This window comes from Paenibacillus sp. FSL H7-0942 (genome assembly GCF_045040715.1).
Taxonomy (GTDB): Bacteria; Bacillota; Bacilli; order Paenibacillales; family Paenibacillaceae; genus Paenibacillus; species Paenibacillus amylolyticus.
Genome location: NZ_CP150279.1, coordinates 6,292,325 through 6,306,650, shown reverse-complemented (window position 1 = coordinate 6,306,650; position 14,326 = coordinate 6,292,325). Strand labels below are relative to the sequence as shown.

The following is a 14,326-nucleotide window of genomic DNA, read 5'->3' as shown; positions in this document are numbered from 1 at the left end:
CAATATATGAGGAATACGAGCGACCCTATTAAAAAAGAAAATTCAAATGTTATGAACGCCCAAGGAGGAGAAAAAAAGGTTATGAAGAAAATTTTATCCGTAGCATTGTCTACAGCAATGGCATTCTCAATGTTTGCATCTGTAGCATTCGGTGACACAGCAGTTTCCCCGCAACAACAGTTTGATGCATTGAAAGCAAAAGGTATCTTCAACGGTTATCCGGATGGTACAGCAGGTCTTGACAAAGACATGACTCGCGCTGAGTTTGCAAAAGTTATCACTAAATTGCTGGGTCTGAAAGAGATCACTGGAACTCTTTCTTACACTGACAAAAACTACACAGCTAAAAACTGGGCTGTACCTTACATCGAAGCAGTAACTGCTGCTGGTATCATGGAAGGTAAAAACGTTGAGAAGAAAATCTTCGACTTCAACGGTAAAGTGACTGTGTCCGAGATGGCTACAATCCTGACTCGTGCATTGGATCTTGAAATCCCAGCTGAAACAAACAACACTGCTCCAGCTTGGGCTAAAGGTTATGTGCAAGCAGCAATCAACGCTGGTTTGGTTGATGCAAACACTAACTTCACAGCTAACGCTTCCCGTGAATTGCTTGTAGGCGCTGCTTACTCAATTGACCAAGCGCAAAGCTTGAAAGTATCTTCTTACACAGTAACTGAAGGTGGAAAAGTTGTTGAATTCAAAATCAGCGACGGCGAAACTGTAAAAGTTACTTTGGATAAAGCTCTTGAAGCTAACAAAGAAACTGAAGTGAAATTTACTTACAAAGAAAAATCTTTCACTGAAAAAGTTACTTATGTTGTAGAAGCTGCAACTAAAGTACAATCCGCTTCTTCCACTAACCTGAAAGAAGTTGACGTTGCTTTCGACGGTAAAGTAGATAAAGCTACTGCAACTGACAAAGCTAACTACACTGTAGATGCTGGTTCCAGAGCGGTTAAATCAGTAACTCTGTTGGAAGATGGTAAAACAGTTCGTGTACTTTTGGATACAACTTCCAAAGGTCGTTTCTCCCAAGGTACTACTTATAAAGTACTTGTGAAAAACGTGAAATCTTCTACAGGTACAGTAGTGCCACAAGGTGAAGTTTCCTTCACATCTGCTGACAACACTTTGCCTACAGTAACAGAAGTTAAAGCTCTGGGAACTAAAGTTATCAAAGTAACTTTCTCTGAGCCAATCAAAACTCCAACAAGCAGCAACTTCCAATTGGATGACAAAGCTTATGTTGGATCTGTAACTCTGGGTGCTAACGAAAGAGAAGTAATTCTTCGTGACTACACAGGCACAATCGCTGAAGGAGCTCACAAGCTGACAACTTCTTTGGTTGAAGATTACGCTGGTCTGAAATCTTTGTCTGCAACTACTGATTTTACAGCAGCAGTTGATACTGAAGGTCCTAAAGTGACTGAAATCACTGCAACTTTGGAAAAAGTAACTGTAACATTTGACGAAGAAATCGATCCACAAGCTTTGACAAGTGAAAGCTTCTACTGGTTGTCTGGTACTACTAAGAAAACTGGTAAGGCAACACAAATCTCTGGTAACGTATACGAAGTGGACTTCACTGAAAACCGTCTGCCAGGATATGAAACTACACTTTATGTTGATGTTAAAGACTACTCAGGTAACGTTAACTCTACAAAAGAGCATAAAGTTACTGCAAGTGTAGACTTGGTTCAACCTAAATTAATTGATGTTTCTTACGGAACAGAAGTTGCTAACCAATTGACTGTACGTTTTGACAAATCAGTTGATGCTGCTGATATCAAACACTTCACAGTTAATAAAGGTAGCGATGTAATTCCAGTTAAAAACGTTACAGTAGCTCCTGGATCTGATAACAAAGTATTTAATTTGGAATTCTATTCTAACCTCAGCGGAACTTACACACTTAAAGTTTCTGGAGTTCAAGATAGAACTGCTTTGAAAAATACTATGGTTAACTACGAAGGTACTTTCGTAGCAAGTGATAGTGCTGCACCTGCGTTGAATACTACTTATGGAATTGATGTAAATAACGCAAACAGAACTGTTGCACTTACATTTGATAGAGAAATCGATCTTGCAACATTGAATAACAAAGCAAACTACTACATTGGCTTCAAGAAAACAGCTGCTGGAGTAGTACAAAATATTTCCCTTCCTTCTGATGTTGGTGTTAATGTATCCAACAATGGTAAAACTGTAGTTCTGGTATTCCCAGAAACAATTGAAGGTACAAACGTATCCTTCCCAACTTCTGTTGATTCTGTAAGTATCGCAGGTTTGAAATCTAAAACTGGTCAAGCAACAGGATGGGTTACAACTAACTCTATCGCTACTGCTGATCTAAATAACCTGAGTGTTAACTCTGGAACACGTAAAGATGCTAGAACAATTGAAGTTGTATTCAACAAAACAATTGCTAATGCATCTGCTAGTGACTTCAGTGTTGCAGGAACTTCAGTATCTTCAGTATCCATTGATGGTAACAAGGTTACATTGAAAACTAATTCTGATATTGCTGCTGGAAGTGCAGTGAATATCCTTGCTGGCAACGGAATTCAAACATTTGCTGGTAAGAGAATTGCTGCAACACCTGTAACTGCTGTTGGAAATGTTAGCCCGGCAGTTGATGAGAGCCTATTGCCTAGCAATAAAGTTCTGAATCAAGTTAACAGAAAAGTTGTAATTCCATTCACAACTACTTTGGATGATACTAACGAAGCAGACGTTGCAACTAACTTGCTCGTTAAGAGAGCTGATAAACCTAATTCTGGTGATGAGCTTAAACCAAAACAGGATTACACTACAGTAGTTGAAGATAATACTGTTGTTGTTACATTCCTCGATGATAATGATGATGATGTTGTTTATATCGTTAGCGTGAAAGATAATGCAACATTCATCCGTAATGCAGCTGATACTTCTAAAGTAGCAGGTAAATCTGCTGAGTACAGAACATCAGGTAACTCTGTTGCATCTGATACTGTAACTGGTACAGCAGCTGTAACAACTGCTCCTGTAGCTGCTATCAAAGCATCTAATACTGTAGGTGGTCTGAAATTGGAAGCTAAAACAGCTGGGGCAGCAGGTAACGCAATTGCTGTTGAAATTGATAATACTGGTTTAGTAGGTTCTCCAATTGTAGTAACAGCTAACAAGATTACTTTTGACGCTGCTGCTGCTGTAACAGTAGATGATATTATCGCTGCTGTTAATGCAAAAGCTACTGATGCTTCTATCCCTTACGCTGCGGCTACAAAAGTAAATGAAACTGTACCTACAGCAGACTTTGCACTTGCTAATGGTGCCAATGCAACTGAAGGTGAAGTTACAATCACATTGAACAAAGCTATCACTTCTATTACAGAAGTAAAAATTGGTGGAGCGCCTTACACAGCTAACTTCGCTGGTACTAGCAAATCAACAATTCTTGTTGATATTGATACTGATTCTGTAGCTGGTAAAACAGCAGTTGTTACTGGTACTGATGCTAACAACTTGCCAATTACTGTGAGTTCCATCGTTGCAGCAAACTAAGATTAAATTTTTAAAAACAAGCCAGAGACGAATCTCTGGCTTGTTTTTTGTTATAAATACCAACAACATCGTAACTTTCTCTCCATCCCAAACGTTTATACTATAAAGCAACAAGCAACTTATGGGAGGTTTGGAAGTGGATCATAAAAAGGTCATAACGACTTTGATAACTAGTATGTTATTCATCAGTTCAAGTGGAGGCTTAGTAGCTGCCGCAAGTACACCAGCTAACTCAGGTAAACCTGCTACCAATAACAGCACTACAACAAAGAAGCAACAGACAACAACCACGAACAAAGTCGTACATACCCTGGCTAAGGTACCTGCGGTCAAAGTAACTGCGCGGAGTACCGTGAAGCTAACCGACGTTAATATCTTGTCCCAAGACGACGGGAATACAGTGACGTATACACTGACGTATAAAAATAATGACAGTACACCGATGATGATGCTCGATTATTGGAGCAAAGTGAAAACAAAAGGTGGAACAAGCTTCTCTCCAAAGCTGATCGCTAAGGATCAAGAGAAGAAGACGGTATCACCGGGTTCCACGGTGGATCTCACATACGTTATGAAGGTTGGACGTGAAGTGAAATTAAGTGATCTGAACTTCCTGATTGTAAAATGGGATTTCAGTAAACCGAATTATGAAAGCACGCTGGGGAAATTCAATGTTCCCGCATCATATAGCATTACTACACCTGTAGGCAAAACGAAGACGGTTCGTCTGAGTGATTCAGCCGTCAAGGTTAAAGTCTCTGGTATTAAAGTGTATCCAGGGGAGAATAAAAAACAATACGTCAAAGTTGGCGTGAACCTGAATAATATCAGCTATAAGCTATTGGATAATCCAAACATCAAGTGGATTCTACGTACACCAGGTGGTACGAATTATCCATTGACCCCGGATAAAGATAGTGCAGGTGTCAGTATTCAGGCACAGGCCAACAAAATGTTAAATTTAATGGCTTCATTGCCTACAGCGTTGAAACTGGAAAAGTCAGAATTATTGCTAGTGGAAGAACAAGGTGAAGAGAAGACTGCTCTGCCAGTTGCAGCACTACAGCTTCCTGAAGCTAGCCAAACGAATGTAAACGTAGTAGCGAATCAACCGAACATTATCTCGATTGATGGACAACCTGTATCGACTCTTCTGGAATCTGCTCGTGTCCGTGGTGAGGATGAAGAGTTTGATCTAACGATGCAGTGGGTCATTAAGAACCAAGGGAAAAAAGAAGTTAAGGTTCCCAAATACGCATTAGAGATCCGTACAGAAGATGGTACTTCTTATCCGATCGAGACGAAGGCATTAGATGATCTGAAGTTGAAGCCAGGTGCGACTAAAACGATCAAACTGAACTCTACGATCCAAGGGAATGGGGATACCAGCAAAATCAAATTATATGCGATGACACCTACAACCAAAGATGAGAGCAAAGAAGGGGAAACGTCTGGTGGAGGTACAAGTGGCTTTGAGTTCTCCTATCCGGTTGGCATCTATGCTATTCCTGAATCCGTAACAAGTGGAGATGGACTTACGACAGAAACGGTAATTAAAAATAGTAAAGGTACATTCGGTGTATCTGTAGGCTCCTTGCAACGGCTCCCATGGACAGACAGTGATATTATTGCTGCCAAGGTCACCATCCGTAATGCATCGACCAAAACGGTTCAATTGCCTGAGCTGGAAGCGATGTTCACAATCGATTCTGCACGTATTGATGGAGATACGAAGCTGATTCGTGCAGAAGGTGGCAAGTTACTAGGTTCTGGTATGGTCACCGAAGCTTATCTCTTGACGAAGATTCCATCTGAACTCAATATGAGCCGTCTGGAATTAACTTTGCAGGAGAAAGTAAGTGAAGAAGAAAAGAACGATTGGATTACTCTTAGTACGTCCGGTTTAATTCAGCCCCTCTCTTATGTAGGCGAAGGGAAAACCTATACTCAAGGAACTGCAGATAAAGAAACAGAGCTGGGCATACGCAGAACATATGTATATCCGGGATCTTCGTCCGATATTGTATACACCGAATTCGAGATGACGAATAAGTCTCTGCGTCAGAGTGGCCTTGCGAAGTTGGTAGGATACTACAAAACAGCAGATGGTCAATATTACAAAGCAACAGCTAAGCAGGCAAACCGTGTACCGGGACCAGGTCAGAAGAGTATCGTTACGTTCTGGGCCAAAGTGCCGAAGAGTGTAAAAACATTATCTGATATGCGTCTGATTGTAGGTGAAGGAGTTGCTGATAACAAGTTTGTAACCGGTGAAGGTGATGCAACGGCTTATGTTAATGCCATGTCATTTGAAGTACAGCCGAAATCATTATCTGTTCTATCTTCTCTGAATGATATCGACTTGTATCCGTTCAAATTCTCGGGCAGCAATATTAAAGCTTACCTTACAGGTGGAACGGCAGTACAGATCGAGATGATCTACTCCTTAACACAGGAGGAAGCTGTGGATAGTGGAGAGTATGGACACAAGCTGATTCTATCTATAACTGATGGGTCAGGAAAAGTGTTTGATAAAGAGCTCACACCAGGAACTGATCTGAAGACAGGTATTAATCAGACGCTTAACTGGAGTATTGATGATACGGTATTTGATAAAATACGTGGTGGCTCATATCGTGTTGCCTTGTATGATGTTTTCGAAGGTCAACGAATTCGTCTTGCAGAACAAGGCTATAGTTACGATGTATCCAAACTGCCTAAAGAAGAACCGATCATCCCGGAGTTCCCGGAAGAGGGTTCTAATAATCCCAATAATAATCGGTAATTTGTACGAAAACTAAGATATTTTAAAGTTAAGACCTCGCTTCCACATCTACGGAAGTGAGGTTTTGCTTGTCGCATGTCTATTTATTCTCTATAGTTAAAGTTAATAGATTACCAGAGGAGGAAAATGATTCACATGAAACCTTATATGAAAGTATCCCTCGCTGCGCTCGCCATTGGTGTTGGCGTCTGGGTTGGGTCGGTATACAGTAATACAGCCATCGGTGCAGGTACAAGCCAGCCAGGAACAGCAGATGATCCGGTTGTAACAAAGAGTTATGTAGATCAGCAGATCCAACAGGCTTTGGGCGGTAAGATTCCGACTGGAAACGGTAGTACCAATACAGGAACAGACAGCAATGCAGGAAATGGTAACAACTCTGGCCCTACAGGGTCCGGGAACTCCGGTAGCACAGGTGGAGACACATCACTTCCTCCACTGGTCTCAGGCGCTTCTGATGCCGTTGAGATCGTAACGGTGAAGCCGGGTCAACAGCTGATCGGTAAGTCTGGTGCGGAGTTCATTGTACGTAGCGGCAAAGCTGTGATCGTCAGTGAAGGTACGAATGGCGTAGCTGATCTGACGGACGGGATTGACCTGACGAATGGACAGGCAGCGCCCACCAATCACCTGCTCTCTTTTCCAAGGGATGGACGGGGGATCACGGTATTGGAAGGAAACAAATACAGCTTAACTGTAATGGTTCGTGGTGGATATACTCTGAAATAGTTTTTGTAGCTGTAAAAGGAATTATTCATTAGTCTTACTTTTCATTTGCTCAGATTACCCATTTCTAACAAACATTAATACGGCTAGCCAGCCTTGTTCCTGCTCACTCTATAACTGTTGACAATCAATTAATGGAGGTGCAGGAATCATGGCTAGAAGCAATCGCAAAGTGGTACCCGAAAGTCGTCAAATGCTGGATCAGATGAAGTATGAGATTGCTGCAGAGTTTGGTCTCAATGTAGGTTATGGTGGCAGAGGTTTAGCTGGTGCGGATACAGAATTTGGATCTGAACTGGGTGAAGTGAGTGATCACTCCTATGGGCAATACAAAGGGTGGGGACATCTGACTTCCCGCGAGAATGGATCGGTTGGTGGAGAGATCACCAAAAGGCTAATTCGCCAGGCAGAACAGCACTTATAGGGCATTTTCCTTACCCCATTTCGTTTGACACGTCTTGACAAATACGTTAAGATGGCACTTGAGGTATGCAACCTTTTCCACTAGGGAAAGGTTGATTTTCGTTTGAGGCAATTACCTGAAAAATCCTTATCTTCGGTACTGCGGACTCTGCGTCCTTATTCCATTTTGGAAAGCTTCGAGGGTACAGTGAACGAATCGCTGTCATGTTTTGTTCGGGCAATCGCCATACTACTAGTTATGGGAGGTTGAAACTTCATGTCTGTTAAAGGCCGGCATCTATTTACATCGGAGTCTGTAACTGAAGGACATCCGGATAAAATCTGCGATCAGATCTCAGACGCCGTATTGGACGCGTTCCTGGCGAACGATCCCAATGCTCGCGTAGCTTGCGAAGTTTCCGTAGCCACAGGCTTAGTGCTGGTCATCGGTGAAATCAGTTCAGCTTCTGAATACGTGGACATTCCGTCCATCGTTCGTAATACAATTAAGGATATTGGCTACACACGTGCCAAGTTCGGTTTTGATTATAACACTTGTGCAGTTCTGACTTCTCTGAATGAGCAGTCCGCTGATATTGCCCAAGGCGTGAACGCAGCGCTTGAGAACCGTGACCCGGAACAAGTCGCTCGTGAAACAGAGAACATTGGTGCAGGTGACCAAGGTCTGATGTTCGGTTTTGCAACGAACGAAACACCAGAACTCATGCCTTTGCCAATCGCTCTGTCCCACCGTATCGCACGCCGTCTGGCGGAAGTGCGTAAGAACGGTACATTGGAATATCTTCGTCCGGATGGTAAAACGCAAGTAACGATTGAATACGACGGTGACAAACCGGTACGTGTGGATACAATCGTTGTGTCTACTCAGCACGCTGAGGAGACTACGCTGGAGCAGATCCAAAAAGACATCAAAGAACATGTAATCTTGCCTGTCGTTCCAGCTGGATTGCTGGATGAGCAGACTAAATATTTCATCAACCCAACAGGACGCTTCGTTATTGGCGGACCTCAGGGAGATGCAGGCCTTACTGGACGTAAAATCATCGTAGATACTTACGGCGGTTATGCACGTCATGGCGGTGGTGCGTTCTCTGGTAAAGATCCGACAAAAGTGGACCGCTCCGCAGCATATGCGGCACGTTACGTAGCGAAAAACCTTGTAGCTGCAGGTCTTGCAGACAAAGTTGAAATCCAGCTCGCTTACGCGATTGGTGTAGCCAACCCGGTATCGATCAACGTGGATACATACGGAACTGGCAAAGTCAGCGAAGAGAAATTGGTTGAGCTTGTGCGTAACAACTTTGATCTTCGTCCGGCTGGCATTATTCGTATGCTGGATCTGCGTCGCCCAATCTACAAACAAACGGCTGCTTATGGTCACTTCGGCCGTACAGATCTGGATGTACCTTGGGAACAAGTGGATAAAGTAGACCTTTTGAAAACTCAAGCAGGTCTGTAATTTAGGTGTAATAGTAATGAAGCCCTTGATTCCGTTAAGGAATTAAGGGCTTTTTTGTGCTTCCATCGATTTAACTGCCTTGTCATGGACAAAGGAAAAATTATGGAATAAATCCCCAAATAACTAAATGAAATCCCTTCTCTAACCGAAATACATAATGAGGTCTGTACATCAGACAGGAGAAGAAATGCAGATAAGGGGGAAGATCAGTGGAATTGAAGAGAATTGCAAGAAAAGGCATGCTCGGAATCTTAATTGTTATGCTGACGGCTCAAGGTTGGCTTACGGGTTGGAGTGGAGTCGAGCAGGGAGCATATGCGGCCAATGAATTAAGTGCAAATGGAATAACGAACACTGTTCCTGCCGTGAAAGGAACGAATGTGGATAGTTCAGTACCATTCGTTATTGATTTTGATAAATCTGTTCAGAAGGCACCGGGTACACAAAGTTCAATCTTGATTAAGCGTTTGGATGATAATACAACGATGGGTTCGGTGCTGGTATCCAGTGACCAAGTTGTAATTGATCCCACACCACCGATTACAGACCCAACGACACCGGATGCGGGAGACAATACGCCAGTACCAGCTATTGGCCTACGAGTGACGATTACACTGGGCAAGACTCTACCGGGAGCAACATACTACGTAGAGATAGATAATAAATCATTTGTTTACGCGGACAATACTCCATTTCCGGGACTGACTAACAAAGAGTGGACCTTCAGCACACTGGGGCTAGGCTCAACTTCCCTTGTGAGTAGAATTCCTGATAACGCAGCAATGGTATCCCCTTCAACTACGGTAGTGATGACATTTGATAAGCCGGTAACTGCAGGTAGAGGGAATCTCATTATTTATCAGGGAAGAGTTGGTGGTACTGTATTTGAGCAGATTCCAGTAAATGCAGGAACACCTCGAATTACAGGTTTTGGAACCAATACGATTACGATCGTTCCCACGAATAACTGGAACAACAACACTACATATTACATCGTAATGCCAGAAGGTTTTTTGAGGGATAGAAATGAGAATGATATCAGTGCAATTAGTGGGAATGTTTGGGGATTCAATGTCATATCCGATCCGACGTCCCTAATGGTATCTACTGTATCTCCCGCAAACGGTACAACCAATGCACCTTTAACGGGAAATTTAACAGTTACGTTCAACAAAGAACTTGATCCGAATTACATTCAGAATGTAACGCTCAAAAAAACAAATGGAGCAACTGTTTCATCTAAGACAGTCATTAATAGTGCAAACAATAGACAATTGCTTATTACACCTACGAACGCATTGGATAGCAACACAAATTACGTGGTAGACATTCCAGCCAATACGTTTCGTGATAAAGCAGGAAATACATTTACAGGTCTTAATGGGTCTACATCATGGGCCTTTAAAACATTAAGTGCAGATACAACTGCACCTGTGTTGAAAAATGCTAAGATGCATAGCAATAACACCATTCGCCTGACGTATGATGAGTGGCTGTACAGCACTAATTCGCTGAGTAGTACTTATGCTGTAACTGTAAATGGTGAAAAGAGGAATGTCAGCTCCACTTATATCTCAGGTGACAGTGTATATGTTGTCTTGGATACGGGTGTAGCGGTAGGACAAGTTGTGCGGATTTCATATACACCCGGTACTACAGGTAATCGTCTTACAGATCAATCTTCCAATGCTGCGGCTGCTTTTGGCGCAAGAGATGTGGAGAACGGTTTAGATTCTGTTATGTCCAAGCCGCGAGAAGGTAACGTGTATTACAGTACAATGACGTTGTACTATCCTGAGACGGTATATATCACTTCAAGTGATGCAGCAAGACAATTCAGTGTAACTGCGGATCAATATGCTGTAGGCATCAATAGCATATCGATCAATGGCAGCTCTGTGGTGACGTTGAATCTTAGTCGATCCATTACGGATGGTGAAGTCGTGCGGGTCGCATACACGCCAGGTTCATGGCCTGTAAAAGATACACGTGGACAGGCTCTTGCTGGATTCAGCGGCTTCTATGTCCGCAATTCAATTGATACCAAACCACCTGAGTTTAAGAGTGCTGAGGTGAGTGGTAACAAGTTATGGATGCGTTACAATGAACCACTGAACACGACGAATAAACCGCTCAACAGCCAATATTCTGTTCTGGTCGATGGTAAGCCAGTCTTCGTTAATGATTCTGAGATCGAAAATGATCTGGTTACGTTAACGCTGGCTTCAGCGGTGAAGGATACACAAAATATATCGTTATCATATGTACCTGGAGCATTGCGATTAACGGATCTGAACAATAACCCAGCAGGATATCTCAATCTGACTCCAGTAACGTACACATATGGAAATGGCAAAATCCTGTCGGCTACGCTTCAGGGAGACACGGTTCAGATTAATTTCCGTGATTCAATCCAGTCCCAGGCTGCACTAACAGCATCTCAGTTCAGTGTAGTGATTGGTAATTCAACCACAACTGTATTGTCTGCTTCAGCTTCTGGCTCTGTGGTGACGTTGAAAGTGGATACTTCAGCAGTAACATCGACAGCTACTCAGACGGGAACGGTGAGTTATGTACCTGGGGCAGTGCCGTTACGGGATGCGTCGAATGTCACGATAACAGCATTTGGTCCACTTACGTTACAACAGACGAATAATAGTTCGAACAATAATCAGTCGGGAAACCGTCCTTCCTGGTTGTCGGAATTGGATGCAACGAGCTATGGTCAGTCTTTACTTGTGATGAATAACACTACGGCTTCTGCTGTATCTGCGATGTCCCACTATAATCGCCCGACTCGTCAATTCAACGTGGATGCAACCAAGTTGATTCAGTCCTTTGAATACGCTGGAGCAAACGGGAAATTGACTCAGCCGGTGGTATTCGAGATTCCGGACAGTGAATCGGCTGCGTATGTTGGATTCCCATTCAATGCACTGACTCAGATTGCTGCAAGTTATCGAACAGGTACTATTGGTGTGAAATATGGCGATCTTCTCTGGACGATGCCACTGTCTAATTTAGATATGGCGGCTATGAGTCGGAGTGTAGGAACGTCAAACACAAGTACAACGACAGGAGCAGCAGTTCCATCCTTATACGTTCAGTTAGAGACGGTACCAGTGTCTTCATCGGGGACGATGGAAGGCTTGATTGCAGGTGCAGGAGCGCAGAAACTTGCGAATTATACGGATGTGTACCTGTTTGCAAGTAATGGTACGACCGATCAACGTGTGGAGCAGAAAGTGAAAAGTCAGTTATCCATGCAATTACCAGTAGGTACTTCTACAGTAACATCTGGATTCACTTATATTGATCCAGTTACCTTCATGTTATCAAACGTACCTAGCTCGTTTAAAAATACACCAGGAAGTGTAGTTGTCCAAGGACAACTGAATGGGAATCAATCGGTAGTTCCGGTCAACCATATTGTTAATTATCCGGACACCACATCACACTGGGCTAGTGCAGTTATTAAGGAACTCTCTGCCAAATGGATTATTAATGCACCAAATGGTTCTTACTATCGACCAAATGAGAATATATCACGTGCAGAATTCGCTGAATTGGTCGCCAGAGGTCTGGGTTTAAATGGAGAACCAACTGCAGCGAGTCGTTTCAGGGACGTTCGCAGTGGAAGTATGACAAGTGCCTATATCGGGGCTGCCGCTGAAGCGGGGATCATTACGGGGAATACCGATGGCACGTTTAAGCCGGATCGCCCCATTACGCGTGAGCAGATGGCGCTTATGATGGTACGTGCGATGAACTACGGTGGGAAAACAGTCTCTCTTCAATCTTCGGCTACTGCCACTCTATCCAAGTTCAAGGACAGCAACAAAATTCAGTCCAAGGATTCTGTTGCCAAAGCGGTGCAAGAGGGAATCATTCAAGGCATGACAGCCAGAACATTTGAACCTCAGGGAAATGCAACTCGTGCACAGGCAGCAGTCATGTTGAAACGTGTCCTGGATAAGTTAGGATATCTGTAATAGTAATTAGCTCTTTATCTTAGTGAAGCGAAATCGATCAGGGGAATAAGTTCAACTGGTTGGTTTCGCTTCTTTATATTATAAAGTCATAAATTTCATGGATAGAGGGTGTAAATTTGCTTAAAAAAATGCTAGTTTTTGTCCTCGTTCTGGGGTTAATATCTATACCATCACTGGCGTATGCTCAAGATAATAAAGAATCCATACAACTGTACGTAAATGAAAAGCCAACAAATATTAAACTGATGACAAAATCAGGAACGGTGTATGTTCCGTTTCGAGAGTTTATTCAACTAATGGGGTACCAAGCGGATTACTCAGTGGTAGATCGAGAGATTTCAGTTAAGATCGGGAAATCAAAATTTATCTTTCTACCGGACGATGGTTACATTAGTGGATCGGGAGATTACTACGAATTACAAAGGCCAGGTATTCAGATTGATGGAAAATTCTTTTTACCTATCCGTTATGCCGCCTGGTTAACCAAGCATGCGGTTAAGTATGATAAAAAGTCGAATACGGCGTGGATGGTGCAGTATGGGTATGGTCAAGAGAAAGAGATACTTGATTTGATAACAACATATGATAGAGCTTTCACTGTAAAGCTCCTTGCTTCAGATCATATGCAGAGATCCTATCTGACGGATAGTAAGATTGCACCCCAAGTGAGCGAAATCCCTGATCGAATCTACAATGTTGATATAACAAGCATTACATACGAATCTGCGAATCAGGCATTATTGTACGTTACTTATATTCATAATAGTCAGGTAATAAACGACCAACATGAAGTCGTGTTTCGAATTATAAAGGAGAACAATCAGTGGAAAATACTTCAGGATCGATATCTTTCCAGCAATACTACGCTTCCAGAAGATATCGATAAATCTGTACATACGATAAAAGAGAATTTTAATGAGAAGCAACAAAATGTCCTATCTGACCTCAGGCAATATTATAGAGCGTTTAATCAGAAAGACTTTGATTTAACGTATAAATATACTTCGCCATTTGATATTGAACGAATGAACGCAAATGCAGTTGATGAATGGAGAACATGGGAGCACATTACAAGAGCTTCCTTTGAGTATGGAGACACTACGTATCATATGTCTAATGAACGAGTCGTGTTTCTTGGGGAGAACCAAGCTGTTGTTCATGCAACCTTGGAATGGAGCTACATCTCAGAGAACATAGAGCAGAACCATTCTATATATGAAGCGCTGATCTACCTCGATTACGCCAATGGGCACTGGAATTATAGTTATGATCATGACATTAGTGAGAACGAAGAGGACCCCAATCGAATGTTACCCGAAATTCATTTCCCAGAGTTAAATTGAAAATATAACGAATATCAGTATACAGATAAATTCCCATGTATGAGTAGCTAAT

General features: G+C 42.5%; 7 protein-coding genes. All 7 read left to right on the top strand.

What is annotated here, in order from left to right; translation table 11 throughout:
* Positions 1-6 precede the first annotated feature (6 nt).
* Positions 7-3,546 carry an S-layer homology domain-containing protein gene (locus MHI48_RS27685; RefSeq protein WP_339195808.1) on the top strand — a complete coding sequence of 1,180 codons (3,540 nt, stop codon included), beginning with the start codon at positions 7-9 and terminating at the stop codon, positions 3,544-3,546.
* A 136-nt stretch (positions 3,547-3,682) separates the two neighbouring features.
* Positions 3,683-6,331, top strand: coding sequence for a hypothetical protein (locus MHI48_RS27680; RefSeq protein WP_339195806.1), 2,649 nt, complete (start codon positions 3,683-3,685; stop codon positions 6,329-6,331).
* 135 nt (positions 6,332-6,466) lie between these two features.
* Positions 6,467-7,060, top strand: coding sequence for a hypothetical protein (locus MHI48_RS27675; protein WP_339195803.1), 594 nt, complete (start codon positions 6,467-6,469; stop codon positions 7,058-7,060).
* Between the two features lie 148 nt (positions 7,061-7,208).
* Positions 7,209-7,481, top strand: a complete 273-nt coding sequence (locus MHI48_RS27670; protein WP_017691962.1) for an alpha/beta-type small acid-soluble spore protein — start codon at positions 7,209-7,211, stop codon at positions 7,479-7,481.
* Between the two features lie 255 nt (positions 7,482-7,736).
* A complete protein-coding gene (gene metK / locus MHI48_RS27665) occupies positions 7,737-8,939 on the top strand; it encodes a methionine adenosyltransferase (protein ID WP_036612510.1) in 1,203 nt (400 codons plus the stop codon).
* Positions 8,940-9,148: 209 nt separating this feature from the next.
* Positions 9,149-12,931, top strand: a complete 3,783-nt coding sequence (locus MHI48_RS27660) for an S-layer homology domain-containing protein (RefSeq protein ID WP_076319207.1) — start codon at positions 9,149-9,151, stop codon at positions 12,929-12,931.
* A 116-nt stretch (positions 12,932-13,047) separates the two neighbouring features.
* Positions 13,048-14,274: a stalk domain-containing protein gene (locus tag MHI48_RS27655; RefSeq protein WP_076319206.1), complete on the top strand. Its 1,227-nt coding sequence runs from the start codon at positions 13,048-13,050 to the stop codon at positions 14,272-14,274.
* Positions 14,275-14,326: the final 52 nt, after the last annotated feature.

What these genes read in the sequence shown, in the direction of transcription:
- metK (WP_036612510.1), top strand. Translation starts at nt 7,737, where the DNA reads ATGTCTGTTAAAGGCCGGCATCTATTTACATCGGAGTCTGTAACTGAA.
- MHI48_RS27685 (WP_339195808.1), top strand. Translation starts at nt 7, where the DNA reads ATGAGGAATACGAGCGACCCTATTAAAAAAGAAAATTCAAATGTTATG.
- MHI48_RS27670 (WP_017691962.1), top strand. Translation starts at nt 7,209, where the DNA reads ATGGCTAGAAGCAATCGCAAAGTGGTACCCGAAAGTCGTCAAATGCTG.
- MHI48_RS27675 (WP_339195803.1), top strand. Translation starts at nt 6,467, where the DNA reads ATGAAACCTTATATGAAAGTATCCCTCGCTGCGCTCGCCATTGGTGTT.